Source organism: Anaerotruncus sp. G3(2012), assembly GCF_000403395.2.
GTDB lineage: Bacteria > Bacillota > Clostridia > Oscillospirales > Ruminococcaceae > Anaerotruncus.
Map to the genome: position 1 here is coordinate 358,538 of NZ_KE159657.1, position 23,661 is coordinate 382,198.

Annotated in this window: 30 protein-coding genes, 1 tRNA gene and 1 pseudogene; 13 read left to right on the forward strand and 19 right to left on the reverse strand. The window is 56.6% G+C overall.

What is annotated here, in order from left to right; translation table 11 throughout:
* From C814_RS22765 to C814_RS07535, 3 genes and pseudogenes are all read left to right on the forward strand, one after another.
* Positions 1–140 (forward strand): transposase (locus tag C814_RS22765; protein ID WP_016315041.1); only part of this gene is annotated, 140 nt, incomplete at its 5' end.
* Positions 141–149: 9 nt separating this feature from the next.
* Positions 150–676 (forward strand): annotated as a pseudogene (locus tag C814_RS24855) (site-specific integrase); the annotation flags it as partial.
* A gap of 529 nt (positions 677–1,205) precedes the next feature.
* A tRNA-Leu gene (locus C814_RS07535) sits at positions 1,206–1,292 on the forward strand.
* Positions 1,293–1,358: 66 nt separating this feature from the next.
* Here C814_RS07535 and C814_RS24860 read toward each other — a convergent pair.
* A complete protein-coding gene (locus tag C814_RS24860) occupies positions 1,359–1,649 on the reverse strand; it encodes a tyrosine-type recombinase/integrase (RefSeq protein ID WP_022788209.1) in 291 nt (96 codons plus the stop codon).
* A gap of 4 nt (positions 1,650–1,653) precedes the next feature.
* On the opposite strand from C814_RS24860, the gene C814_RS23405 reads away from it, so the two are divergent.
* Entirely contained in the window at positions 1,654–2,199 is a 546-nt protein-coding gene (locus C814_RS23405; RefSeq protein WP_155846322.1) for a hypothetical protein, read from the forward strand.
* Positions 2,200–2,224: 25 nt separating this feature from the next.
* Here the strand turns inward: C814_RS23405 and C814_RS22030 are convergent, their stop codons facing one another.
* The 18 genes from C814_RS22030 to C814_RS07605 all read right to left on the reverse strand — a co-directional run bounded on the left by C814_RS22030 (position 2,225) and on the right by C814_RS07605 (position 14,353).
* On the reverse strand, positions 2,225–2,611 hold the full coding sequence (locus C814_RS22030) for a hypothetical protein (RefSeq protein ID WP_016315043.1): 387 nt from the start codon (positions 2,609–2,611) through the stop codon (positions 2,225–2,227).
* Between the two features lie 48 nt (positions 2,612–2,659).
* Positions 2,660–2,971, reverse strand: a complete 312-nt coding sequence (locus C814_RS0103740; protein WP_369750535.1) for a helix-turn-helix domain-containing protein — start codon at positions 2,969–2,971, stop codon at positions 2,660–2,662.
* Positions 2,972–3,210: 239 nt separating this feature from the next.
* A complete protein-coding gene (locus tag C814_RS07545; protein ID WP_016315045.1) occupies positions 3,211–3,396 on the reverse strand; it encodes a helix-turn-helix domain-containing protein in 186 nt (61 codons plus the stop codon).
* The gene (locus tag C814_RS07550) at positions 3,383–3,856 is read right to left on the reverse strand and encodes an RNA polymerase sigma factor (RefSeq protein ID WP_016315046.1); all 474 of its coding nucleotides are present in this window, start codon (positions 3,854–3,856) and stop codon (positions 3,383–3,385) included. The genes C814_RS07545 and C814_RS07550 overlap by 14 nt, the downstream gene beginning before the upstream one ends.
* A gap of 211 nt (positions 3,857–4,067) precedes the next feature.
* The gene (locus C814_RS07555) at positions 4,068–4,466 is read right to left on the reverse strand and encodes a hypothetical protein (protein WP_016315047.1); all 399 of its coding nucleotides are present in this window, start codon (positions 4,464–4,466) and stop codon (positions 4,068–4,070) included.
* An 11-nt stretch (positions 4,467–4,477) separates the two neighbouring features.
* A complete protein-coding gene (locus C814_RS07560) occupies positions 4,478–5,428 on the reverse strand; it encodes a ParM/StbA family protein (RefSeq protein WP_016315048.1) in 951 nt (316 codons plus the stop codon).
* Between the two features lie 150 nt (positions 5,429–5,578).
* Positions 5,579–5,809 carry a hypothetical protein gene (locus C814_RS0103750; RefSeq protein ID WP_022788212.1) on the reverse strand — a complete coding sequence of 77 codons (231 nt, stop codon included), beginning with the start codon at positions 5,807–5,809 and terminating at the stop codon, positions 5,579–5,581.
* Between the two features lie 81 nt (positions 5,810–5,890).
* Complete coding sequence (locus tag C814_RS07565) at positions 5,891–6,487, reverse strand: hypothetical protein (RefSeq protein ID WP_196809895.1); 597 nt, start codon at positions 6,485–6,487, stop codon at positions 5,891–5,893.
* Positions 6,450–6,776 (reverse strand): hypothetical protein, encoded by a 327-nt coding sequence (locus C814_RS0103755; RefSeq protein WP_155846325.1) that lies wholly within the window; start codon positions 6,774–6,776, stop codon positions 6,450–6,452. The genes C814_RS07565 and C814_RS0103755 overlap by 38 nt, the downstream gene beginning before the upstream one ends.
* A gap of 68 nt (positions 6,777–6,844) precedes the next feature.
* Positions 6,845–7,126, reverse strand: coding sequence for a hypothetical protein (locus C814_RS07570; protein WP_022788214.1), 282 nt, complete (start codon positions 7,124–7,126; stop codon positions 6,845–6,847).
* A gap of 174 nt (positions 7,127–7,300) precedes the next feature.
* The gene (locus C814_RS23410) at positions 7,301–7,438 is read right to left on the reverse strand and encodes a hypothetical protein (protein ID WP_016315053.1); all 138 of its coding nucleotides are present in this window, start codon (positions 7,436–7,438) and stop codon (positions 7,301–7,303) included.
* Positions 7,439–7,470: 32 nt separating this feature from the next.
* The gene (locus C814_RS07575; RefSeq protein ID WP_016315054.1) at positions 7,471–7,899 is read right to left on the reverse strand and encodes a hypothetical protein; all 429 of its coding nucleotides are present in this window, start codon (positions 7,897–7,899) and stop codon (positions 7,471–7,473) included.
* Entirely contained in the window at positions 7,878–8,243 is a 366-nt protein-coding gene (locus tag C814_RS07580) for a hypothetical protein (RefSeq protein ID WP_016315055.1), read from the reverse strand. The genes C814_RS07575 and C814_RS07580 overlap by 22 nt, the downstream gene beginning before the upstream one ends.
* Before the next feature lie 57 nt (positions 8,244–8,300).
* Complete coding sequence (locus C814_RS07585; RefSeq protein WP_016315056.1) at positions 8,301–10,529, reverse strand: SF1B family DNA helicase RecD2; 2,229 nt, start codon at positions 10,527–10,529, stop codon at positions 8,301–8,303.
* A 193-nt stretch (positions 10,530–10,722) separates the two neighbouring features.
* Positions 10,723–10,983: a hypothetical protein gene (locus tag C814_RS07590; protein ID WP_016315057.1), complete on the reverse strand. Its 261-nt coding sequence runs from the start codon at positions 10,981–10,983 to the stop codon at positions 10,723–10,725.
* A gap of 13 nt (positions 10,984–10,996) precedes the next feature.
* The gene (locus C814_RS07595; RefSeq protein WP_016315058.1) at positions 10,997–12,031 is read right to left on the reverse strand and encodes a YqaJ viral recombinase family nuclease; all 1,035 of its coding nucleotides are present in this window, start codon (positions 12,029–12,031) and stop codon (positions 10,997–10,999) included.
* A gap of 49 nt (positions 12,032–12,080) precedes the next feature.
* Positions 12,081–13,193: a hypothetical protein gene (locus tag C814_RS07600; RefSeq protein ID WP_016315059.1), complete on the reverse strand. Its 1,113-nt coding sequence runs from the start codon at positions 13,191–13,193 to the stop codon at positions 12,081–12,083.
* A gap of 329 nt (positions 13,194–13,522) precedes the next feature.
* Positions 13,523–14,353, reverse strand: coding sequence for a LysR family transcriptional regulator (locus C814_RS07605; RefSeq protein ID WP_016315060.1), 831 nt, complete (start codon positions 14,351–14,353; stop codon positions 13,523–13,525).
* Between the two features lie 119 nt (positions 14,354–14,472).
* On the opposite strand from C814_RS07605, the gene C814_RS07610 reads away from it, so the two are divergent.
* The 9 genes from C814_RS07610 to C814_RS07650 all read left to right on the forward strand — a co-directional run bounded on the left by C814_RS07610 (position 14,473) and on the right by C814_RS07650 (position 23,660).
* Positions 14,473–15,270 (forward strand): EFR1 family ferrodoxin, encoded by a 798-nt coding sequence (locus C814_RS07610; RefSeq protein WP_016315061.1) that lies wholly within the window; start codon positions 14,473–14,475, stop codon positions 15,268–15,270.
* A gap of 102 nt (positions 15,271–15,372) precedes the next feature.
* A complete protein-coding gene (locus C814_RS07615; RefSeq protein ID WP_016315062.1) occupies positions 15,373–16,290 on the forward strand; it encodes a DUF362 domain-containing protein in 918 nt (305 codons plus the stop codon).
* A complete protein-coding gene (locus C814_RS07620; protein WP_016315063.1) occupies positions 16,283–17,197 on the forward strand; it encodes a permease in 915 nt (304 codons plus the stop codon). Before C814_RS07615 ends, C814_RS07620 begins: the two co-directional genes overlap by 8 nt.
* Positions 17,198–17,270: 73 nt before the next feature.
* A complete protein-coding gene (locus tag C814_RS07625; RefSeq protein ID WP_016315064.1) occupies positions 17,271–18,164 on the forward strand; it encodes a LysR family transcriptional regulator in 894 nt (297 codons plus the stop codon).
* Between the two features lie 107 nt (positions 18,165–18,271).
* Entirely contained in the window at positions 18,272–19,219 is a 948-nt protein-coding gene (locus C814_RS07630; protein WP_016315065.1) for an AAA family ATPase, read from the forward strand.
* Entirely contained in the window at positions 19,216–19,893 is a 678-nt protein-coding gene (locus C814_RS24465) for a hypothetical protein (protein WP_016315066.1), read from the forward strand. Before C814_RS07630 ends, C814_RS24465 begins: the two co-directional genes overlap by 4 nt.
* Positions 19,880–20,287 (forward strand): hypothetical protein, encoded by a 408-nt coding sequence (locus tag C814_RS22770; RefSeq protein ID WP_016315067.1) that lies wholly within the window; start codon positions 19,880–19,882, stop codon positions 20,285–20,287. Before C814_RS24465 ends, C814_RS22770 begins: the two co-directional genes overlap by 14 nt.
* Positions 20,288–20,309: 22 nt before the next feature.
* A complete protein-coding gene (locus tag C814_RS07645) occupies positions 20,310–22,505 on the forward strand; it encodes a transglutaminase-like domain-containing protein (protein ID WP_016315068.1) in 2,196 nt (731 codons plus the stop codon).
* Positions 22,506–22,631: 126 nt separating this feature from the next.
* A complete protein-coding gene (locus tag C814_RS07650; RefSeq protein WP_016315069.1) occupies positions 22,632–23,660 on the forward strand; it encodes an alpha/beta hydrolase in 1,029 nt (342 codons plus the stop codon).
* The last annotated feature ends 1 nt before the right edge of the window (position 23,661 follow it).

The window sequence follows — 23,661 nt, forward strand, 5'->3', positions numbered from 1 at the left end:
TGTACAAACAGCGCAACCAAGTTGAGAGGCTTTTTCGCCGTATCAAGCGATTTCGTCGCATTTTTACCCGCTATGACAAACTGGATATTATCTTTTTGGCTTTTGTCTTTTTTGCTCTCATTGTCGATGTGCTTATGTGAACACTACCTAGGATTTCCGAACTCTGCGGGCTGACTGAAACCGACCTTGACTTTGAAAACCGAGTAATCAATGTAGACCACCAGCTTTTACGGAGCGCGGAAACAGGCTACTACATAGAGAAGCCCAAAACGCAAAGCGGTATCAGACAAATCCCAATGAGTGAAAAAGTGTATGAAGCGTTGGGGCGCGTTTTGGAGAAACGCAAAGGAGCAAAAGCGACCATGATTGACGGTTACAGCAATTTTCTTTTCCTCAACCGGGACGGTTGCCCGAAAACGAATGTGAACTATGCTACCATGTTCCGGGGGGGCTTGCAAAGAAGTACAACAAGTGCCATGAGGAAGCCTTACCCAAAGTAATGACACCCCACACCCTGCGCCATACATTCTGCACTAACTTAGCCAATGCGGGCATGAACCCGAAAGCGTTACAGTATATCATGGGACATTCCAATATCACCATGACGCTGAACTATTACGCACACGCAACTTTCGCTTCCGCAAGGGCTGAAATGGAAAGATTGATTGCAGCATAGCCGCAGAACAATTTACTACTTTTTTACTACCGACCAGAGAGAAAACCTAAAGGTTTATGAGGGTATATGTGAACTTCTCCCTATATCTAAAATGCCGGAAAAGCCCGGAAATACAGGCTATTCCGACATATAAGAATTTCTAAAGAGATAATCTGATTTTACCAATAATTTTCAATATACTACTTCACATATTTTTCACTTGACGAACAGCTTATAATATTGTACACTAAAAATCATAAAAATGATTTTTTATGGTTTTTAAGAGCCGTTTTTTGAGAGTGTTAGTTTTAAGCAACTTTTTATGGCTCTAAAGTAAGACAGCTATTTTATCAGTCGTTTCATGGTTCAATTTTGAAATTTGCCGTTGTGGCGAAATTGGCATACGCATCAGACTTAAAATCTTGTGTGTGTTTTTAAGGACTGTTTCTGTGGATGCTGATTCTAAGCGGCTTCGCAAGGTTCTGAAAACTGAATACAAAAGTTGGTCTGCTGTTTTGCCAGTCGTTTCGCGGTCCAACTTTTGAAATTTGCCGCCGTGACGAAATCGGCACACGTAGCAGACTTAAAATCTGCCGGGAGCAATCCCTTACGGGTTCAAGTCCCGTCGGCGGCACCATTTTGGGGGCATTGGAGCACTCAGATCCGTTCTTTAGATGAGAAGGATTTGAGGCTCCTTTTCCTTTTATTCCGGCGATGTGGAAGGCTCCAGAGCTAAGCAGCCCGCAATCGTAGCAGCGGAAGCCTGCTTGCTGCTCATATCCAGGTGGGCATAGATATTCGCTGTGGTTGCAAAATTGCTATGCCCCAACCAAAGCTGGATCTCCTTGAGACTGATGCCATTGGCTAGCAGCGGGCTTGCACAACTATGCCTGAGATCATGGAACCGGATATAGGGCAGATCCAGCCTTTTGATTTTCTCACTGAATCCGCGGCTTACTCTATCCGGAAAGGGAAGATTCCCCAGATCATCCACACAGATGTATTCCAAAAAAGTCAGTGTTGTACTGCTTTTTGCAAGTCTTCTGATTTCGCTTCTGTTTGTCTCGCACCCGCATCAGCATCCGTTTGACCTGGGGGATGAGTGGAAGGGAGCGGAAACTGGATTTGTTCTTTGTTCGATTCTTCAGGATCAGCTGTGTTTTTCTATCAATTTTTGCTCTGGAAACGGTGTGGCTGACTGCAATGGTGTTGTTTTTGAAATCGATCGCGCTCCACCTCGGACTCAATACCTCACTGCGGCGGGAGCCGTAGAAAGCGGCAAGCATGATAGGAAGTTCAATCGAGCTGCCTTTGAACGCCTCCAGCATGATAGCCAACTGCTGTGCATCATAATAGTTGGACACAAAGTTGCCGATTTTGGGGCGGGTGACATCTGCGGCCGGATTGTAAGGGATCAGCTTGTACTTTTTTACTGCATCGGCCAGACTTTTTCGGATATTTGCGTGGTAGTGCAGAATTGTGTTCCCGCTGCCCCCCCTTCTGCTTTAAGCTGCTGTAAAATTCTAGGTGTTCATCGTTATTAGCTTATCCAGGGGAACCAGCCGTTCCTCAAAGTAAGGCGCTATGACGTGTACAATTACTCCATAGTAGGCAGCGTAGGTCGGTTTCCTCCCAGGTCGTGCGGTTTGCCTGAAGCCAGTATAAAATATACTGGGAAAACAGCATACTGCTCCGCAAATCCCCAGCAGCAACGACCGGCAGGTAATCCTGGTCGCTTTTACCTGCTTTTGGACGGGGCGGAAGGATCCCCTTCGTTGCCTCCCTTCTGGCCTTCTGCAGCATTTTGTTGGCCTGCGTCTTGTTCCCCTTCGCTTTAAGACCGGTGGGAAACCAAACCGGCTTTTTCTTTCCTGTTACCGAATCGGGCAAAGACAAAACCATATAGTAAAGGTCGTGCTGTGTACATAAGTGGCCTGCGACTAACTTGTTAGCCATAAAATAACTCCTTTCTTTCCAGGCCGCTATGAAATTGACACTTCTATTTTATCGAAACGGCCCCTTGCTTTCAAGTGGAACACTCCCTTCTTTTTCCGGCATACCGCATTTTTGAAGGTACGCGATGATATGACACTTGGGGATCTTATAGGCTCTCCCAACCTTCAAATGGGCGATCTCGTTATCTCGCATGAGCTTGTAGGCGGTTTTTCTGCTGATTCCTCCCAGCATTTCACCCAGATGTGGTATATCTACCACATCTGGGTAATTAGGAAATAACAGGCGATAAGCCTCCCTGTCTTTCAAATCGCTATAAATCATAGGGTGAATATCACCTCCATTTTTTTTGACATCCCTCATCGGAGCCATCCCCGTCCGGCCTGGCGTGACCATTAGGCGGGTTGTCACTGGTCTCCTGTCCGCTCGCTGAAAAGGTCCTGGCAGACAGAAAAACCGGGTAGGTCCCGAAGCAGATGGTATTCAGCTGTCAAGGTGCAGGAGGGGAAAATTACCCTCTCGCTAAGTAATCAACCAGGTGAGCAATAAAAACTGACAGAAAAAGGGGCAGCCGAAAAAATTTTTCTCGACCGCCCCCACACTCAGATGTGAAAATGCCGGATACAGGCCAGCAGGGTATCGTAAAGGTTCTGCATCAAGTCCTCGTCAAAGGTCCCCTCAATACTGCTTTCCTTGACGATCAGCCCCCGGTAGAGCTCCAGGATCACCCGGAGCGCATCTTTATCCCCCAGCTGAGCCTTCATCAAAAGCCGCTTAAAGCCTTTCATCCTCTCCTTCCTCCTCCATATACCTTCTCAGTTTTTTGATGGTCCTGGCGTAGCATTGCTCCACCGTGTTCGTCCTAAGCCCCAAAATGGCTGCAATTTCAGCGTGCTTCATCTTGTGGACCAGGTGCAGGTTCAGGATCTTCCGTTCCCGGTCGCTCAGCTTCAAGACGGCGATCAGCAGCTGGTCGCTGCAGATCACTTCCTCCAAGGCCCCGTCCCGAAGGATCCGTTCTACCTCGTCCTCATAAACCGCCAGGTTCTTATCCAAAGGGCCGCCCGGCATCTCCTCCTGCCGGTCCAGCAATTCGTCCAATGATGTCACCATCCTTTGATGCTCGTAGTATTTCATCAGGTACTTACCCTTTCTGCGCCGGAGCGCAGTGAGAAAATACGCGGTAAACTGGTTGTGGAGCCGTTCGTCTTCGGCTTCTTCTGCCAGGATATTTCTGTTGTCCTCCATATACCGGACTCCTTTGCACATTTTTTGCGGGAATGTGCAAAGAGGGCGGGGCCCGGCTCCTGTACCCAGCTATGTTCTGTCACCTTCTTTGGACCAAGCTGGGCACAGGGTAGGATTTTTTGACGAAATCTACTGTCAAAATTTGGATATGGAGAAGCGAAAAAAAAGAAACCTGTCCTCTGGTGACAGGTTTCGACAAGGAATTTTTAATTTACCGGTTAATTCGAGAGCGCAGCGAGCCTAATCCGTTCGCCAGCAGATCGCGCTCTGCTTCCGAAATTTCTACAGTCGCCGCTGGCTCCTTGACCACCGGTTGTGCCGGCATCACGGGTCCCGGAGAGGGTCTGACAGTTACCTTTTCCAGCCCATCCAGGACTCTTTTGGCCGTTTGCTCGATGATCCGGTCTGCAAGGCTTTGGAGGGACTGGTGCTCACCGGTGGAGTCCACTGGCAGCTTATTGCAGTCGATGTAATGGAGAATAGCGGTGACGATGTACTGGCTCTTGCTCTTACCCTGCTGGTTTAGGATCTCAACGGTCCGGCGGTGGCGCGGGTCAGTCTGGTTAAAGAGCAGAGTAAACCGGTAGGGATTGCCTTTTACATCCGGCATGAGGCATCACCTCACAGCCCCAGCTGGTAAAGCCGCTGGTACCCGATGGCGTTGGATTTGATCTCCTCCACAAAGGTGCAACGCCCCAGCTTGTCCGGGCTTTCGATCAGCGGCCGGAACAGGATGGAGCCGCCGCCGACAAACACCGTATAGTAGGTCTTGAGGTCGATGCCCTGCTCCCGCAGGCGGTTGAAGAAGTCCTCCACAAACTCTCTGGCCATCTTGGTGATCTGCATAGCCACCGGTTCCTCCAGCAGCGAATTGCCTCCCCGGAGGACGGTATCAATATCGTTTTCGTCCAAAAGGAGGTCGAAGGTGGAATTGATCCGCTTAATGGCCAGGTTGTAGAAATTGATGGTGCCATACTCCAGGGAGTCGCAGACAGAAAGGTCCAGCATCCCGCTGCTGATCTTCAGAATGTCCGCCGTATAGCCTCCAATGTCCACCACCAGGGCCTTGGAATACCCCTGCAGCTGGAAGATCATCGGGGCAACGGCTGCATATGCCTGGGGATAGACCCGCACCTCGCTGATGAAAAGGAAAACCGGCCGGTCGTTGAACCGGAAGTCGATCTGGCTGTATTCGTGAAAATAGCTCCGGTACCGCTCCTCCTGGGTGCCAAAGTGGGCCGGAGGCAGCCCCAGGAGGAGGACGATATTGACGCACTCCTCGGTATCCAGCCCGGCATCCCGCAGCTCGCAGGCGATGCCGAACAGGCTGAGGATGAAGTACCGCTCGTCGGCGGTCTTGTCCCGCATATAGGGGACACGCTGGTCGCTGAGGGTGTAGTATTTTCCCTTATACTGGATGACATCCTTCCCAAACGGCGGGTAACTATCGTGACAGGTCAGGCCGGCGGTGAAGATGTGGCGTGGGGTCTTGATCTGCTTGTTGCCGGTATCCACCGGGACCAGCAGGCTTTCGGTTACGGCAGTGCCGGACAGGCAGGGGCTTTGTATCATGGGATCTCCTCCTTCAGATGTTTGATGAAATCGCGTTTCTGCTTTACCCATAGGAAGAATGAGGTAAATTTGCAACAGCTTTTTGCGCTTTCTTTACGGAAAAATTGCAGCAAAAAGAGGAGGGTATTTTAAGACACCCTCCCCTTCGGTTTATTTCTGCCGTCCCAGCAAAAGCGCGATGATCTGCTTTTCGGCCCGGCGGTGCAACCTTGCGCCGCCGGTGCCAACAAAGATCCCCTTAAAGTCTGCCAGCCGCAGCGGCCGCCCGCACCGTTGGCAAAGCTGCCGCAGGTCGGCGCAGCCTTTGCAGATGATGGTCCCTTCGGGGGCCTCGCTGAGATCCTTGCCGCAGTATTCGCAGGAAACAGCGCTTTGATCCACCGGTTCGATCAGTTCTGTGGATAAGCATTTTTGACAGAAGATAGGCTCACATCCTTTCGGTATGGGATAAGAATCGGTTATTCAAAAATGATGATCAAAGAAGACCAGCGCCCAATCCTGGGGCTTTTCCTGGATCTCTCTCATCGTGGATTCATCCAGCCGAGCAGTATACTTTGCGGTATCGTAGAAGCAGGAATCGTAGAAATACTCGCCATCCAGCAGCTTTGCCATCTTTTTCAGTAGAAAAGCGTGTGATATTTGCATCGGGGAACCGTCCATGGCACCTTTCTGGATGCCGGATATGATACCGCTTAACTGGTCGCCAAAGCATTTTGTCAGAGTATCCATACAGTATTCGATTTCCAGAGCCTGACTTTCCTGGATCTCCTTCAACTCCCGAAGGAGCATTCCCCCATCCTCAGAACCAAGGAGAACATTTTCGGGATATTCGCTGCGCCACCTTCCAGCGGTAGCAGTTTCCCGCCAGTCATAGGCGGTTTCATAAAATTCCTCGGTTTCTACCTCCGCATAAAAGCGTATCCTCTCCAGATACTCCCTGCGAGATTCTCCCTCGCTTGCTGGGACATCTCCGGGTAAGTGAACCAATATCCTGTGAAGAATGTGCATAAGTAGACCTCCTTCAGCATCTCTTTTGCATATAGCGTTCATTCTTTTCAAAGCCGACCCATTTGGCACCATGCTTGCTGGCCCAGCAACCCCTGCAGTTTTTTAACATACTGTCTTTCTCCAGGCACCCCTCGTATCCAAAGTCTTTGGGACAATGCCCATTCATCTGCTGGATATGCAGGTATTCCTTTTCCCCCAACTGTTCCAGCTGGTTCTTATGGGTGGCCAGCATCGCTGTTCCCCCAGCGGCATTGAGGATAAACCCATACCGTTCGGCCAACTCCATCACCTGCTGCCAATGGCGGTCCGCTTCCATATCATAAAAGTTTTGTCTATTCACCGGGATACCTCCTTCGTCATTATTGGGGGAGCCCGGCTTCCCAGGCTCCCCCAAACACTTTGCTGCCATCAAGCAGCCGTAACTGCATAGTGGGACAAGGTCTGCGCTGCATCCTCATAGGCCCGGATCAGCAGCTTCTTTTGCTGCCGCCGGTCCATCCAGAGGCAGGCGGTCTGGAGTTTGCGTACCTCCTCGCTGTACCAGCCGACCACCGAGCGGATGTCCCGGAGGGGTAGGTCGCGCTCAAAGCCCTTGGCATAGAGGAGAAGGCACTCGTCACTGAGGGCAAGCAGGCTGATGCAGGAAAACCTCATCTGATAGCAGGCCAGAAGCCGGCGTATCCGTCCCATCTCTCTGGCGCTGCGAGTCCCAAGCCCCCCCTATCCGAGTACCCCGTTGTGATAACGGCGATAAACTCGGAAGGCATCTTCTGCTCCGCCGCCTTTTTCAGCTGCGCCCGCTGGAAGGGATCTAACCATCCTGGCAGGGCACTCCTTACGGTGAGAAAATGACTCTCTGTCAGATCACGAAATAAGCGCACCTACTTCTCCCTCCGCTTTCTTCATCTCATCAGGCCGAAGATAGGCTCCAATCCCGTTCTTCTGAAACAGCGTCAGCAGGTGGGAAAGGAAATCCTCCGAATCAAAGAGTCCAAGTGCCATATAGGCTTTCTCCAAAGATTCAGCGGGAAACCTTAGCTCCCCCTGAATAGAAAAGGGCAGGCGGTAAACCGACTGTCCCTCCTTTGGCGGTTTTGGATTTTCCGGGAAGATGAGCAGCGGTGTTTCGTAGCGGCACTGCTTGCCATCGAAGCAGTAGCGCCCGGCTGCTGTACCGTCATGCCCAGCTTCTGGGAAGTCTGCTGCCGCTGTGCGGGGGTCTGCTGGCCGGAAATAACGGCCTGTGTGGCCTGCTGCACCGGCGGAGAGGTCACACTGGAATACTGCCGGGGCGGGGCTGCCTGCGCTGCCGCCGGCTGGGGAGCCGGGGTCGGGGCAGCAGCCGGGCCGCCGTTTTCCTCCAGCACCTCTCCGGTGAAGGGGTCCAGCAGCAGCCCGTCCTGAAGGACATTGACGAAAGGCACATCAAAGCCGGCATTGGTCAGCGCCCGGCCGATGGCCACCGTCTCCGCCCAATCAGCAAAGTACAGCTCATAGGGCTTGGCGGAGGCCGGGTCGCCCGGAGCGAACCGGCCTCCGCCAGATAGGAGTCCGGCGGGTCCATACGGTCGGCGTAGACTCTGGCGTTGATGCAGATATGGCGCTCGTCCTTTTCCAGAACAGTGGTGCAGATGCGCCCGTTGGGGTAGATGGTCCGGAACCACAGCTTTTTGAAGGCGGTGTCCAGGGACCATTCCCGGCGGCCCTCCTCGTTGGTGTTCAGCCGGAGGAACTGTCGGGGGTCAAACCCCGACTGGTAAAGGCCCGGCCGCAGGGCGGCATCATTGTACATTCCGTTTGCGTTCATTCTGAAAACTCCTCTCACAAAATAATCAGCCCGCCAGCTTGCAAAACCTGACAGGTCCTAAGCGGAAATTTTGCTTTTTCCGGCGTTCATCTGCCGGTAATAGGAGACGATCCGGTCGGCCAGCAGGGTATTGCGCCGATCCACATCATTCCTATCAATGGCGATATAGAGCGCCTGCTTCTGTCCCACCAGGGACACCTGCTGCTTTGCGCGGGAGACCGCCGTGTAGAGCAGGTTCCGGCGCAGCATGATGTACTGGTCCTTGAGGATGGGGATGATGACCGTGTGGTACTCGCTCCCCTGGCTCTTGTGGATGGTGGTGGCGTAGGCCAGCTCCAGCTGGGAAAGCTCCTCAGCGGAATAGTCCACCGCCCGTTCATCGGAAAACAGCACCCGGACGGTGTCGCCCTCCTCCTCATCCTGGGTGATGCTGACGATGAGCCCCACATCCCCGTTACTGACGGCCTCCCGGTTTTTGGTCTGGATCACCTTGTCCAGTTCCCGGAACACCTGGGCGCCGTATTTGATCTCTTTCTTGCAGGGGTCCGGCGGATTGATCCGCTTCTGAATTTCCTCGTTGAGCCGCTTGACGCTGCATTCGCCCCGGCTGCGGAAGGGGGCCAGGATCTGCACCTCCAGCAGGTTCTGGTGGGTAACAGCCTCCTGATAGACAGCCAGGACGATCTGCGCCGCTTCATCCGCCTGTTCGGCGGGCAGAAAGCGGAAGTCCTCTCCATAGGCCAGGGAATCCTTGTCCCCTTCGTTGATGGTATGGGCGTTCAGCGCAATCCGGCTGGCATTCTTCTGGCGGTAGGCGATGTCCAGGTGGACGGTGGGGATCAGACGGCACCGCAGCAGCTCCCGCAGCACATTGCCGGGGCCCACCGAGGGCAGCTGATCCGGGTCACCCACCAGAAGAAGCTGTGTCCCTGTTTCGACGCGGCGGAACAGCTCTGCCGACAGCCGCATATCGATCATGGAGACTTCGTCCACGATCACCAGGTCGGCCTCCAGCGGTATGCTGCCGCCGAAATATTCCTCGCCGTCATTGGCATAAAGACCCAACGCGCTGTGGAGCGTAGAGGCCGCCGGGTGCCCGGTGGATTCCACCATCCGCCTGCTGGCCCGCCCTGTGGGGGCCGCAAGAAGGATCTCCCCCTTGGGTCTGACCCGTTTGTAGATGTCCAGGATCACCCGCAGGGTGGTGGTCTTGCCGGTACCGGGGCCGCCGGTGATGATGCTCAGGGGGCTTTTGGCCCACATCCGCACCGCCTCCGCCTGTTTTTCCGAAAGGGTCAGGCCAAGGGACCTTTGGGAACGGGCAAGCTCCGCATCCATATCCGCCGGCAGGCTGTTTTTGTCGGAAAGCATCTGCAGCACCTTGCGGGCCACATCCACCTCCGCCTTTCTCAGGTCGGGCTTATACACCCGCTGAATATCGCAGAACAGCTTTTTCTCCGCCAGAAGCTGGTTTAGCCGCGCCTCCACAACGGGGCGGGTGACCTCCTCCTGGGGCAAGCCCTCGTTGAGCAGCAGGTGGGCCTTTTGCATCTGTTCCTCATAGGGGAGGAACAGATGCCCGGCCTGCTCCGCCTCGTCCAGCAGGTAGCACAGCCCGCCGCCGATCCGCAGAGGGTCGGTGGGGCTGCACCGGACCGCGCGGGCGATGGCGTCCACGATCTTGAAGCCGAAGCCGCGGATCTCGCAGAGGCGGAAGGGCTGGTTCTGAAGGATGTCCATGGCGTTTCCGCCGAAGGCTTCCAGCACCTTAGCCGCCTTTTTGACGCTGATCCCGTAGGGGGAAAGGCGGGCCACAATGTCCCGCAGCGCCCGGCTGTCCTGAAAGGAAAGCCGGATCTTCTCCAGCTTCTGGGGGGAGCTGCCGCGGATACGCAGCAGCTCCTCCGGCCGGTTTTCCAGCACCTCCATCGTCTGGAGCCCAAAGACTCCATAGATGGCGGCGGCCATTTTGGGCCCGACGCCCTTGATGAGCCCAGAGCTCAGATAGCCGATGATCCCCTCCTTGGTCTGGGGGACCAGCTCCCGGAAGGACTCGACGCTCAGCTGAAGGCCGTACTTGCTGTCCTCCCACTGGCCGGTGATCTCGAAATCCACTGCGTCAGTGGTGGGCAGGTTGTAGCCCTTGGCCGTAAAGACCGGCCGGCCCGCAACAGAGAATTTGCTGTGCGCCGCCAGCGGCAGACCGGGGTCAGCCGTAATATACCGGCAGATGGCAAACCCGTTTTCCTTGCTCTGAAAAATGGTGCTGTGCCAGGTGCATCTCATAGTTCCATACACCAGCTTTCGATCTTCAGATCCGGCATCAGCAGAATTGGTTTCCCCAGTGAGATTCCATAAGCAATCTCCTCTGCCATGCCTTTGGAGATGGTATTTCCGCAAAGAACGATGCCGTCGCAGAAAAAGAGCAGCTTACGGCCAAAGGACAGGGCAAGCGCACGATCCGCCGGGATGTAGTCATTTAATATTCGCGGCAGCCATAATGCGCGGCGGTTTCCCGCATATATTGCCGGGCCTTTCTCATGTTGGCTTCGATCCCCTCCGGAGAGGGGGCGGATGAGGGCGAACAGACATAGAGCTTTTGGTATGTCACCGGCCCCGTTTTACAGGCGATGAATACCGTCCGACCGCTGGGCAGGAACCTGGCGGCTGTTTTGCCTTCTCCCAAATCAGTCAGTTCAAAGGCCTTCCCGTAGTATCGGGAGAGCTTGGTTGGCTGCACATGGCTCACCTCCTTATGCGGTTTCCAGCTTTTTGACCGCAAAGCTGCGGCTTTCGCTGGTAGTGGCGTACTGGTCATGAATATCCGGATGGTCAAGCCGCAGCCGTTCCAGTTCGTCCTTCTTGATACTGGTCTTGCTGGTGGGCTTGTAGGTCACCCGGTACTCGGTTTTCCCATCGGTGCAGATGGCGGCGCAAGCCTGGCCCATCCGATCCACAATGGGGGCATAGACGCCCTTGATCTCCTTTTCCAGCTCCCGGCCCCGCTTGTCCAGCGCCTGCTTCTCCTCCCGGAGCTTCAGGCACTGCTCCAGCCGCAGGGCGTCCGCAGAGGACAGGGTGATCTGCGGCAGGGAGGGGTCGGCCTTGCCCTGGTAGCGCCGGATGCTCTCCAGCACCAGGTCTCCGGATTCGGTGTAGGGCGGCTCCACATTGGCAGCTACAAAGTCCTGCCAGAAGTGGGCCAGCTCCAGAATGGTCATCTCCTCCTCCAGGTCCCGGTCGATCTCCCGCATGAGGAAATCCCCCTCGGAATTGCCGAACAGGCAGGCGAAGGCGCAGAAGTCCAGATTGGTGACAGACAGGTAGTGCTTCCCCTGCACCTCGTAGTGCCGGGGGATACCGTCGTCCGCCCACCGGTCCTTTGCCATAAAGCTGGAGGTCTTGCATTCCAGCACGCCTCGTTTACCGTTGGGCTTCTGGACGAAGTAATCCACATCGGCGATCATAAAGGGGTAGAGGGGGTGCTGGAAGATCTTGCGGATGGGATAGACAGTATAGCCCGTCTTTCTCCGGTAGATCTCCGCCACCAGCTCCTCCAGGCGATGGCCCACCTCCTTGGCGACCCAGTTGCTTTCATCCGGCTGCATAGGCTGCACGCCGGTCTTTTCATAGAACAGTTCCCGCCTGGTTTTCCAGGGGGAGATGCCCAGGACCGCCGCCACATCGCTGCCGCCGATGCCCTTGGTGCGCTCCCGGAGCCATTCTTCCTCGGTGAGCTGCGTGATGTCCTCCACCAGAACAGACGGCTCATAGTTCAGGTCTAACATGATGCTCCCTCCTTTACCATTTCACTTCCCCGGCGTAGTCGTAGTCCTCCTAGTGCACCTTCAGGGCACGGGAGATGTTTTCTTCCATCTGGGCCACCCTGGGGGCGCTGGCTCCGTCGCACTGGAGCAGGAACTCCGCTTCGCAGATCCCCAAATACAGGTCGTAGGCCGTGCAGGGGCGTTCCCCGTTTTGGGCCTGCCAAAGCTCCGCAGCCCGGTAGGCCAGACGCTTGGTGACGCCGACACGCTTCATCACCCGCAGCATGGTGTTGTAGGGGTAGTCGATGCCGGTTTCCATCAGCTTCCCCAGCCGGGCGATGGCGTCGCCGTACTTGGGATAAAGCAGGGAAAGCTGCTTTTTGAAATCGGCGATACTCGCCTGGTTGCTGTGTTCCAGACAGAGGGCGCTCCCCAGGGCAACGCTACGGCCGGACTTCTCCTCCATCAGCATGGGGTAGAGATTCGCGCCGCTGATCCCCACATCCGAGGTGGAAAAGCGCAGGGCCGGGACGAACTGCCCGGCATAGACACCGTGCTTTTTGGCAGTTGCCTCATATGCCTCCACCAGCTCCCGGTTGTTGGGAAAGGACCAGATCGCCGTCATCATGGCGTGTTCATAGTGACCGCTGATGAACCGGCAGCTCCCGAAATCCGTATCCAGCTGGTCGGTGACCGCCTGGAACAGCTCCGGGATCTCCAGCACCGCATACTCGCTCTCGTCCCCGCCGTGCATTGCCGAAATCTTTTCATTGCTCAGGCGCAGCAGGGCGTTCCCGCTGGCCACACTGACGCAGTGGTTGAGGATCTGGGCCAACACCGGTTTGCTCACCTTGCTCAAAGCGTGCCCGGAGATGCGGGCACGGCTGAGGATGGTGGACAGGGCGCAGCTGCGTACCGGGTAAAGGGCGTCCTCCGCCCGGAGGAGCAGCTTGGTATTGGCCATGGTGTCCTGGAGGATCCCCTCCTTGCCCATCAGCCGGTACCAGTCGCAAAGGACCTTGCTGGAGGTGGAGCCTTCGTCAATGGCCTCAAACCGCACCTCTCTGGTGGGGATGGAGCGCCAGGAGGCGTTCTCCTCCCGTTCCCGCAGGAACTCCAGACACTCCTGTTGTTCTCCAAAGCTCCTGGAGAAGTTGTCCGCATAGCACATGGTTTCGCTCATTCTGTTTTCCGCCTTTCTGAAAATTATTTGAAGCACCGGCCGGATGGCCAGCGCGTTCAGACACAAAAAAAGAGCGGAACCGCCCGGAGGTTTCCTCCTGGGTCAATTCCGCTCGCTTGCCGGCTCTTTAGGCCGGGAATAAATGAAAAAAGCGCCAACAGGGTACAAAGACCCCACTGGCGCTGCTTTACAAAAACTTCTACCTGGGTACCGCCCTCAGATGAGGGGGATAGCCTAACAACAATTTGCTCTTTTAGTTTACCATATACTATATCTTGTTGTCAATAAAAATAATCGACTATATATAGTGAAAATTGGATATTGACCTGTCAGAACAGCCTTTTCACCCGGTGCAATCCCTGTTTCAAACAAACCGCATAATAAGCAACCGTCGCCTCCGGGTCGAGGATAGGGACGACCTTCCGATTCTCCGGCGGGCCGTAGAGCCGCATGGCGGCATCGGTCACAAAGGAGGGCAGCACCGAGGACTGGACCAGCTCGGTAAAGGCAAAACGGTCGCTTTGGATCAGGAACCGGGAATGGGGCATCTTTTGGGCGGGAAGCTCATGCCAGAAGCCTATATCCGCATAAAGAAGCATATTTTCCCCGTCCAGCTCCCGCATATAGAGGCCGTCCCGGTTTGCCAGCGGATGCCCCGGAGGAAGGGCGAAGGCCAGCGTTTCGGTCCCGTATTCCTTCCAGCACAGGTCCTGCCCTTCCGGCTGGTAGGGCAGGATAATGGCCTGATATTCCCCATTTCTCAGCCCCGCAAGAAGTGTTTCGTTATCCTTCGACTCGGTGGAGACCGCCATGTTAGGGTACGCCTGAGCCGCGTTCTGAAGCAGGATGAGCGCCGGCACCGGGGCGCAGGTGCCAAAGGACAGGGTGTGGCTGGCCCGGTCTTTGGCCCGGACCAGCTCCAGCATATCCCTCGTCTGGTTCAAAATACGGACTGCATGTTCGGCGGCCAGTTCCCCGTTTTCATTGAACTCCAGCTTGTTCTTTGCATGGCGGAACAGGGATACCCCAAATTCAGCTTCTAATTTCTGCATGGAACGGGTTAGGGTTGGCTGGGACAGATGCAGGGCCTCGGCAGCTTTGGACAGCGTCCCGTACTTTCCAAAAGCCGCAAGCTGTTCCAGCTGGAATAGCTCGATCATCGGCTCTTCCTCCTTTCAGTATTCATTTACAGTATAGCACAATGCAGAATCCATATTGTACATTTTCTGAAAAGTTTTTTATAATAAAGGCAGAAAAGCAGGATGGAGGGAAACAAGGGATGGTTTTTTATTTTACCGGGACTGGCAACAGCCTGTATGTGGCAAAGCAGCTGGACGAGACCCGCATCAGCATCCCCCAGGTGATCCATCTGGAGGGGTTGACCTTCGAGGAGGAGTCCATCGGCGTGGTCTGCCCCGTCTATGGACACGAAATGCCGGGGATGGTCAAGGAGTTTCTGCAAAAGGCGCGATTTAAGACCGATTATTTCTATCTGGTCCACACCTACGGCAACATCCACGGCGGGGCGGCGGAGTTGGCAGAACAGTTTCTGGCCTCCTGCGGTAAGAAAGCCGACTATATCAACACTGTCCTCATGGTGGACAATTTCCTGCCCGCCTTTGATATGGAGGAGCAGCTGGCTTCGGAGCCGGGAAAAAAGGCGGAGGAACACATCGCAGCCATTAAGGCGGACATCGACAGCCGCCGGAAATACCGCCAGCCGGTTACAGAAAAGGACAGAAGCTGGCACCGGGTCTTTCTGGAGCGGTCGGCAGGGGCATCGGAAGGCCAGCGGCGCTCCCTCTACCGGATCACCGAGGAGTGCATCGGCTGCGGCGTCTGCACCAGGGTCTGTCCGGCGGGGTGTATCCGTCTGGAAAACCAAATGGCGGTGAACACCGGGGAAAACTGCCAGGTCTGTATGGCCTGTATCCACCACTGTCCCGAAAACGCGATCCGGCTTACGATACCGGAGAAAAATCCGGACGCTCGGTATCACAACGGGCATATCCGGCTGACAGAAATCGTGGCGGCCAACGACCAGGGAATCACGGTCAGCGCGCAGCACACTTACTGATGAAAAATTTAGGAGGTACTCTCGTTCACAAACATTTTACTTGACTTGGAGTTCACTTTATCCTGTATCTTATAAACATTTCAGAAAATGGAGGTATCCCCCATGAACGCGAAAAGAGTCCTTTCCGCTCTGGAGCATCAGAATGATGGGGCGTCCTCCACCGTCTACTATACCAAGGAAATCAGCCCGGAGGCTATGACCTCCATCTACGCCGCCCTTGGCCAGGAAGTCACCGGGGAAAAGATCGCGGTGAAGCTCTCCACCGGGGAGCCTCCGGCCAGCAACTACCTGGACCCGAATCTCATCAAGGACCTGGTGCAGCAGGTAAACGGCACCATTGTGGAATGCAACACCGCCTATGGCGGTCAGCGGGCCAATACCGCCATGCACTACCAGGTGGCCAAAGACCACGGCTTTACCGATATTGCGGACTTTGTGGTGCTGGACGAGGACGGTTCGGTAAGCCTGCCGGTAAACGGCGGGGAGCAGCTCACCGAAAATCTGGTGGGCGCCCACTTCCCGGAGTATGACGGATACCTGGTCCTTTCCCACTTCAAGGGCCACGCTATGGCGGGAATGGGCGGGGCCATCAAGAACATCTCCATCGGCCTGGGAAGCCAGGAGGGCAAGTGCCTCATCCACACCGCCGGAAAGAGCCACGACAGCCCCTGGGGCGGGGAACAGGATCCCTTCACCGAGAGCATGGCGGAGGCCGGGAAGTCCGTCGTAGACAGCCTGGACGGAAACATCCTCTTTATCAGCGTGATGAACCATCTTTCGGTGGACTGTGACTGCAACGGCAATCCCGCCCAGCCGGATATGCACGACATCGGCATTCTGGCCTCCGCCGACCCGGTGGCCCTGGACCAAGCCTGCGTCGATCTGGTCTATGCCTCCCAGAATGACACCGCCTCCCTCATCCAGCGGATGGAATCCCGTAACGCCATCCATGTGGTGGAGCATGGGGAGAAGATCGGCCTGGGGAGCCGCAGCTACCGGCTGGAGAATCTGGATGCTTGAGGTGATCCGCCGGGAGGCGGTGTATCTGTGGTATTACTTCGACATCCAGTTCCGTCAGATCTTCTGGTACTGGGTATTGGGAATGGTGCTGGGCTCCGCCATCTCGGTGTTCGCCAAGGACCGCATCCACAACACCTTCCGCACCTTGGGAAAGCGGAAGGTGGGGGTGCTGGGCATTGTGGCGGCAAGCGCCCTGGGAATCGCCTCGCCCCTGTGTATGTACGGCACCATCCCCATCGCCGCCTCCTTCTCCCGCAGCGGGATACGGGACGACTGGCTGGCCGCCTTTATGATGAGTTCCATCCTTCTCAATCCCCAGCTGATCATTTACAGCGCCGCCCTGAGGACTACCGCCCTCACGGTACGCATCCTGTCCTGTTTTCTCTGCGGGATCTTGGCGGGCCTGTTGGTACGGGTATTCTACCGGGAAAAGTCTTTCTTCAACTTCACCGGCTTTGATGAGCCGAAAAGCCGGGATACCGACCCCAATATTCTGCTTCGCTTCCTCAAAAATCTGGGACGGAACATCAAAGCCACCGGGCTTTATTTCCTGTTTGGCATCATTCTTTCCGCTCTGTTCCAGCGGTATGTTCCCCAGGAGCTGATGACCTCCCTCTTTGGGGGAAACGAGGCCTTTGGGGTGCTGATGGCGGCCACCATCGGGGTGCCCCTCTACGCCTGCGGCGGGGGAACCATTCCGCTTTTACAGGCTTGGCTGCTGGACGGGATGTCTATGGGCAGCGCGGCGGCCTTTATGATCACCGGCCCGGCCACCAAGATCACCAACCTGGGGGCGGTAAAGATCGTGCTGGGGATAAAGCGGTTTTTGCTGTACCTCGCCTTTGTGATGGCCTTTGCCCTCCTTTGCGGACTGGCGGTAAATGGAGTGATCGGGCTCACGGGATAAAGCCGGGGCTTGACGCCAGCCCCTTTGTCCCCTATCATAATATCATCTAACCGGAAAAGGACGGTGACGCCCTATGTACAATCCCCAGCTGGAGACCTTTCTCAAGGTGGCCGATGCCGGCAGCTTCAACAAGGCGGCGGAGGAAGCCTTCATCACCCCCACGGCGGTCATCAAGCAGGTAAATCTCCTGGAGGATTCCCTTGGGGTAAAACTGTTTGTCCGCTCCCACCGGGGGCTTACCCTCACCAAAGCAGGGCAGTCCCTTTATAAGGACGCCCGGTACATCATCCAGTATTGCCGGGATTCGGTGACACGGGCCAAAAACGCCATGCAGGAGGATGTGGGGGTGATCCGCATTGGAACCTCTCCCATGACCCCCGCCCAGGTGCTGGTGGAGCTTTGGCCTAAGATCCACGCCCTCTGCCCGGAGATCAAGTTCCAGCTGATCCCCTTTGAGAACACCCCGGAAAACGCCAGGGAAATTCTGAAAAACCTGGGGCAGAACATTGATGTGGTGGCGGGCATCTTCGATGAAACCATGCTGGAGCTGCGCCAGTGCGCCGGCTTTGAACTTTTCCGCCAACCCCTGTGCTGCGCCGTTTCCATCCACCATCCCCTGGCGGCGAAAAACAGCCTTACCGTCCAGGAGCTCTACGGCGAAAAGCTGATGCTCATGCGCCGGGACTGGAGCCGCTATGTGGACGAGCTTCGGGACGACATCTGGCAGAACCATCCCCAGATCCGCATTGAGGACTTCGATTTTTACAGCGTGGAGGTCTTTAACCGGTGCGAAAACGGCGGCAGTATCCTCATGGCGGTGCAGGCCTGGGAGAACGTCCACCCGCTGTTAAAGGTCATCCCGGTGGAGTGGGATCACGCCATTCCCTACGGACTGCTCCATTCGCCCCAGCCGTCGGAAACAGTGCGGAAATTCCTTTCCGCCACCCAGACCGTGCTGCAGGGATGAAGGGGTAATAACCTTTGGGTATCAACCTATAAACCAAACGGGACTTCCCCAGGGAGTCCTGTTTTCTTTATAATAAAAGCAAAGACTGAAAAAGAAAGGGGAAGCGTATGGAAAACCGCCGGATGCTTCAAAGGGTTCTGGAACAGGTCGATCAGGTGATCTTAGGGAAGGAGCGGGAGAATCGGGAGATCCTGCTGGCTTTTCTGGCAGGGGGAAATGTTCTGCTGGAGGATATTCCTGGCGTGGGGAAGACCACTCTGGCCCTGGTCTTTTCCTGCGCCATGGGGCTGGAGCGCCGCCGCATCCAATTCACCCCGGATGTTCTTCCTTCCGACCTTACCGGCTTTTCCATCTACCGGCGGGAGACCGAAACCTTTGTCTACCAGCCGGGGAGCGTATTCTGCAATCTTCTGTTGGCGGACGAGCTGAACCGCACTTCCCCCAAAACACAGTCCGCGCTGCTGGAGGTGATGGAAGAGGGGCAGGTAACGGTGGAAGGGGTCACCAGAGCGGTTCCAAAGCCCTTTTTGGTGATTGCTACCCAAAATCCGGCCGGAACTGCCGGGACCCAGCCGCTGCCGGAGGCCCAGGTGGACCGTTTCCTCATCAGCCTATCCCTTGGCTATCCGGACCCGCAAAGCGGGCTTTCCCTTGCCCTCTCCCCTATGGGAAAAGAACGGCTGGCACAGGTCGTTCCGGTGATGGAGGGAAAGGAGCTGCTGGCCCTCCAAAGGGAGGTCGTCGGGGTGTTTATGAAGGGCGGCGTGGGGGAATACCTTACAGGGCTTGTTCGGGCCACGCGGGAACACCCTATGATAGAGCGGGGTTGCAGCCCTCGCGGGACCATCGCCCTCGCCCGGATCGCCAGAGCGTCGGCCTGGATGGCGGGCCGGAATTTTGTCACCCCCCAGGATATTCGGGAGCAGTTTCCCTTTGTGGCCTCTCACCGGCTCATTCTTTCTTCTTCCGCCAGAATGGAAGGGGTCCCGGTCAAGGAGATCGTTGACGAGATAGTAAAGCAGGTCCCTCCGCCCCCTATGGAGGCTGACCGATGAAGCGCGCCCTATTTTGGGCCCTCTTTGCGGCGGCTTATTACCTGGCGGCCATGTACCGCAGCCAGCCGCTGATGGCCTTCTGCCTGGGGATGCTGCTTCTGGCCATGGCCTCCTTTGTGCAGTCCCGGCTGCTTCGGAAAGGGCTCTCCGTCACCTTTCCCCACGGGCTGCAAACCGTGGTTTTCGGGGGCCCGCGGATGTTTTCAGTGCAAATCGCCAACGCCTGCCCTTTGGGGGCGGGGTACTGCAGCCTTACGATAAGAGCCGCCTACGCCGGGCAGGCAGGCCCCGGTGATACCATCCGCCTGAAAGCCATGGCAAAACAGGGCGAAAAACAGCTGTGCTTTTCCCTTTCGGCTCCCTATTGCGGGCTGCTTCTTTTCCGGCTTGACCGGCTGGCGGTGTGGGATGGCCTTTCCCTCTTCTGTGCCAAAAAGGCTTTGGCGGCAGAGGCGAAGGCGGCGGTTTTTCCTCCTTGGGAGAGCCTGTCCATTACGCTTTCCCGCCCGGCGGAAGATGCCAACCTTTCCATGCCGGAGCGGGCCGGGACTCCGCTGTCGGAGGATCACCACGAGATCCGGCAGCTGCGGGAATACCGCAGGGGGGGACCGGAACCGCTTTATCCACTGGAACCTCAGCGCCAGAACCGACAGGCTGTGGATGAAGGAATTTGAAGAGGAACGCGACCGCTCCTTAGTCCTTCTCCTTGTCTGGAAAGAGGAAATGCTCCTTCTTCCGCAGCAGAGCAGCTTTTTCCGGCTTTTGTCCGCATTGATTCACGGGCTTTTGCAAATCGTTCCCCGCCTGAGCGTTTTTTGGCGGGAGGAGGAAGGACGCCCCGTTTGGGACGAGGCCACCGACGAAGACGGATGCAGGCGGCTGCTGGTGAAACTGTACCGGCTGGCGGCAAGGGGGAACCTTCCCCGGTACCTTCCCGCCCCGGAGGAGCGGCAGGACGCCTTTCTTCTGGACACCGGTTTGGGGCTGTACTGGGGGGACCGCCTGCTCCATCGCTTTTCACCGGATGGATTGGAACAGGAGATCCGGGAGAAGCGTTTTCTGCTGTGATAACGGGAAGGGGGAAGAACGGATGGCAAAGCGCCGGGAAATCGTTTGGCAAAAGCGAAGCGGCAAAACGGCCCCATGGCCGGAGCTGTTGCTGCCTCTTTTGGGGGTGCTGGGCCTCCTCCTTCTGCTTTTGGAGGTTCCGGGGCTTTCCTTTGCCGGGTGGGTGGTTTATCCTGCCTCGGCCCTGCTTTGCGTAGGGCTGTGGTACTCCCGCCGCAAAGGCAAAGGAGTGTTTTGGGCAGCATGGGGCATAAGCGTGCTGCTTACCGCCATCGGGAGCTTTGTCTTCCGGAAAGATCTGACAGGCCAGCTTGGGTATATGGGGGAGCTTTTTCTTTCCCAATCGGCCGCTGCCCCTGCCAATACCACCGGTGCGGTCCTGCTCCTGCTTGCCGTCTCCCTCCTGCTGCTGTTTTTAATAGGGCAACGCTGGTTCTCCGCTCTTTTGGCCATGGCCCTGCCGGTTCTGGCAGTGTTGGCGGGCATCCCGGTGGGGCCTTTGCCCCTGGCCCTTCTTTTCCTCTGGTTCATCGGTTCGTGGGCCCTCTGGGGGCTGGGCGATTTTCCTTGCCCGAAAGGCGTTTCTCTTGCCGCCGTTATGATCGCTGCCGCCCTGCTTTTGGCCTGGGCTATTTCCGCCGGCTTTTTCACCCAGCTGGGCCAACCCGCCTATTGGGCCGAGGGGGCGGCCTACCGCATCTGGCGGGGGCTTTCCGGTACTGCTTCGGACCCCTATACAGACGGCAGCGTGAGCCGGGGGAACCGGTATCTGACCGGAGCGGTTCAAATGGAGATCACCACTTCCCGCAGGCCCTCGGAGACGATCTATCTTCGGGGCTTCAGCGGTGGAGAGTATCAGAAGGGAGAGTGGGCCCCGGCGGATGATGAGGCGCTGCTGCAGGAGGTGAAGGAAATCCTGGACTGGGGTAACTGGAGCAATATGGTGGACGGAATGTACCACACCATGTACTATGTCGTCAACCGGGAGATGATCTGGGAAACGCCACCAGTCCCCATAAGCATCACCATCCGCTACAACGGGAATCAATATCCAAACCATTTTGCCCCCTATTACAGCCGCCTGACCAGCGACTGGCTCACCGCGGAGGACGGGTACACCTGTGAGTTTTACGAACCCAAGGATATGCAGTTGGACTGGGAGAATGTCCCCGACCATTTCGCCATGCAGCGGGACTGGAACCGCCGTGTACACAAAACCTATGCGCAGCTGGCCCCTGCCGCTTATACCGGGGTCCCAAGGGAAAGCCTTCTGAGGCTTGTGCGGCTGGCGGAAGAACATCCCCTCCGGGATATGGACGAGATCACCGCTTTTATTTTGGACACCCTGCATAACGGGGCGGCCTACAGCCAGACCCCCGGCTGGACCCCTATGGGAGAAGATGTGGTGGAGGATTTCCTCTTTGAAAAGCACAGCGGCTACTGCGTTCACTATGCCTCTGCGGCAGTTCTGTTGTATCGTTTATACGGTATCCCCGCGCGGTATGCCGCCGGGTATCTTGTTCCGCCGGAGGAATTTTCCCCTGGGGAGGACGGAAACTGGACAGCAGCTGTTACCGATGAAGCCGCCCATGCCTGGGCGGAAATCTTCCTGCCGGATCACGGCTGGACCCCGGTAGAGGTCACTCCAAATTCTCAAGGGGAGATGGAGGTCCATTATCCCGGATTTACCTGGTTCTCCTCTCATCTCCCCCAATGGGAGCCTGCGCTTGCCTTTGAGGGCGGCGAAAGGCCGGAGGCCCCTGTGGCTTTCGATAGTCCCTCCCGCAGCCCTGCCCGGCCAGAGCCGCAGCAGTGGGGGGTGCTGTGGGGGTATCTCGGCTTTTGTGCGGTTCTTTTTCTCCTTTTGGCCGCCGATGCCCGGCGTGTCGAAAAACTCCGCAGGCTGGACCTGGCAGACTGCCGGGAACTCTTTGGACACCTGCTGGCGGCTTTCCGCTTTTGCGGGATACTGACCGATCTGAATGGAACGGAGGCCGATTTTCCTCAAAGAGCGTCAGAAGCGATTCCTGCCGTTTCCCTGGCAGACTGGAACGAGGCTGTTCAAATCATTTCCGCCGCGGCCTATGGCCAAGAGGGGCCGGAGCCTGACGGGGACGCTTTTGTCCGGAAGGTCTACCGGCGAGCGGTTCGGGAGATGTTCCGGCGGCTCCCCTGGTCCAGGAAATTGATTTTCCGCTTTGGAAAGGGATTCCTATGAGCCGTTCACCATTCTCCCGGCAAGACTTATAACCCAAAGGTAACAACATCCGAACCAAACGAGACTTCTCCGGGGGTCTCGTTTTCTTTATAATGGGGATAGAAACGAAAAAGGCGGTGGTGGATTTTGAGAAAGAACCGATTGCCCGCTCTACTGCTCTGCACCCTCCTTTGTCTGGCGGGATGCGGGGGTCAGGGCCGGCAGATCAGCGATGCAGCAAGCCCTCCGCCCTCCGGGGCGGAGATAACGCCTGCGGAGGTGACAGAAACGGCGGCACAAACCGAAAGCTACACCAGAAGCACCCCCATTTCCGCGGTAATGTCCGACCCCGCCTTTGGGGACTACGGAAGGCTCATCTTCCCGGCCAACACCGGATATTGGAGCGGAAACACCCTGGAGGAGCTGCACCTCACCTGGTACAGCCATGTCGACCCGGACAAGACGGTGGAAATCGTAAACTACATGAAAGCCCGTGCCGAAGCGGGGGAGACCATCTTCTACGACATCTACACCGAGGAGGAAAAGGCGGCGGACCCGGCCAAACGGGACACCGGGCTGTTCTTCTTCCGGGGAGAACCGGGAGCAAAGTTCGCCGTCTGCAACGCCGGGGGCGGCTTTGCTTATGTGGGGGCGATGCACGATAGCTTTCCCCACGCCCTGGAGCTTTCCAAAAAGGGCTATAACGCCTTTGCCCTGATCTACCGTCCGGGGGCCCAGACCGCCTGCGAGGACCTGGCAAGGGCCATCAGCTTTATCTTTGCTTACGCAGAAGAATTACAGGTGGACACCGACTGTTACTCCCTCTGGGGCGGCTCGGCGGGAGGGCGGATGGCCGCCTACCTGGGTACCTACGGCCCGGCGGGCTTTGGCGGGGATGACCTTCCCCGGCCCGGCGCGGCAGTCATCCAGTACACCGGCCACAGCGAATATTCCCGGAACGACCCGCCCACCTACTCCTGTGTGGGGGAAAGCGACGGCATCGCCAGCTGGCGCGTGATGGAGCAGCGGCTGGCGCAGCTGTCAGCCCTGGGGATCGACACTGAATTTCACCACTACCCCGGCCTGGGCCACGGCTTTGGGCTGGGGACAGGAACGGCGGCAGAGGGCTGGCTGGACGACGCTGTGACCTTCTGGGAAAAACAGATGGAGGGATAAA

What these genes read in the sequence shown, in the direction of transcription:
- C814_RS07645 (WP_016315068.1), top strand. Translation starts at nt 20,310, where the DNA reads ATGGCAAAGCGCCGGGAAATCGTTTGGCAAAAGCGAAGCGGCAAAACG.
- C814_RS07595 (WP_016315058.1), bottom strand. Translation starts at nt 12,031, where the DNA reads ATGTTAGACCTGAACTATGAGCCGTCTGTTCTGGTGGAGGACATCACG.
- C814_RS23410 (WP_016315053.1), bottom strand. Translation starts at nt 7,438, where the DNA reads ATGGCACTTGGACTCTTTGATTCGGAGGATTTCCTTTCCCACCTGCTG.
- C814_RS0103740 (WP_369750535.1), bottom strand. Translation starts at nt 2,971, where the DNA reads ATGAGGGATGTCAAAAAAAATGGAGGTGATATTCACCCTATGATTTAT.
- C814_RS22030 (WP_016315043.1), bottom strand. Translation starts at nt 2,611, where the DNA reads ATGGCTAACAAGTTAGTCGCAGGCCACTTATGTACACAGCACGACCTT.
- C814_RS07625 (WP_016315064.1), top strand. Translation starts at nt 17,271, where the DNA reads ATGTACAATCCCCAGCTGGAGACCTTTCTCAAGGTGGCCGATGCCGGC.
- C814_RS23405 (WP_155846322.1), top strand. Translation starts at nt 1,654, where the DNA reads ATGTATTCCAAAAAAGTCAGTGTTGTACTGCTTTTTGCAAGTCTTCTG.
- C814_RS07585 (WP_016315056.1), bottom strand. Translation starts at nt 10,529, where the DNA reads ATGAGATGCACCTGGCACAGCACCATTTTTCAGAGCAAGGAAAACGGG.
- C814_RS07630 (WP_016315065.1), top strand. Translation starts at nt 18,272, where the DNA reads ATGGAAAACCGCCGGATGCTTCAAAGGGTTCTGGAACAGGTCGATCAG.
- C814_RS24465 (WP_016315066.1), top strand. Translation starts at nt 19,216, where the DNA reads ATGAAGCGCGCCCTATTTTGGGCCCTCTTTGCGGCGGCTTATTACCTG.
- C814_RS07560 (WP_016315048.1), bottom strand. Translation starts at nt 5,428, where the DNA reads ATGATACAAAGCCCCTGCCTGTCCGGCACTGCCGTAACCGAAAGCCTG.
- C814_RS07615 (WP_016315062.1), top strand. Translation starts at nt 15,373, where the DNA reads ATGAACGCGAAAAGAGTCCTTTCCGCTCTGGAGCATCAGAATGATGGG.
- C814_RS07620 (WP_016315063.1), top strand. Translation starts at nt 16,283, where the DNA reads ATGCTTGAGGTGATCCGCCGGGAGGCGGTGTATCTGTGGTATTACTTC.
- C814_RS07605 (WP_016315060.1), bottom strand. Translation starts at nt 14,353, where the DNA reads ATGATCGAGCTATTCCAGCTGGAACAGCTTGCGGCTTTTGGAAAGTAC.
- C814_RS07550 (WP_016315046.1), bottom strand. Translation starts at nt 3,856, where the DNA reads ATGGAGGACAACAGAAATATCCTGGCAGAAGAAGCCGAAGACGAACGG.
- C814_RS07600 (WP_016315059.1), bottom strand. Translation starts at nt 13,193, where the DNA reads ATGAGCGAAACCATGTGCTATGCGGACAACTTCTCCAGGAGCTTTGGA.
- C814_RS07555 (WP_016315047.1), bottom strand. Translation starts at nt 4,466, where the DNA reads ATGCCGGATGTAAAAGGCAATCCCTACCGGTTTACTCTGCTCTTTAAC.
- C814_RS07610 (WP_016315061.1), top strand. Translation starts at nt 14,473, where the DNA reads ATGGTTTTTTATTTTACCGGGACTGGCAACAGCCTGTATGTGGCAAAG.
- C814_RS22770 (WP_016315067.1), top strand. Translation starts at nt 19,880, where the DNA reads ATGAAGGAATTTGAAGAGGAACGCGACCGCTCCTTAGTCCTTCTCCTT.
- C814_RS07580 (WP_016315055.1), bottom strand. Translation starts at nt 8,243, where the DNA reads ATGAACGCAAACGGAATGTACAATGATGCCGCCCTGCGGCCGGGCCTT.
- C814_RS07545 (WP_016315045.1), bottom strand. Translation starts at nt 3,396, where the DNA reads ATGAAAGGCTTTAAGCGGCTTTTGATGAAGGCTCAGCTGGGGGATAAA.
- C814_RS07570 (WP_022788214.1), bottom strand. Translation starts at nt 7,126, where the DNA reads ATGGGACGGATACGCCGGCTTCTGGCCTGCTATCAGATGAGGTTTTCC.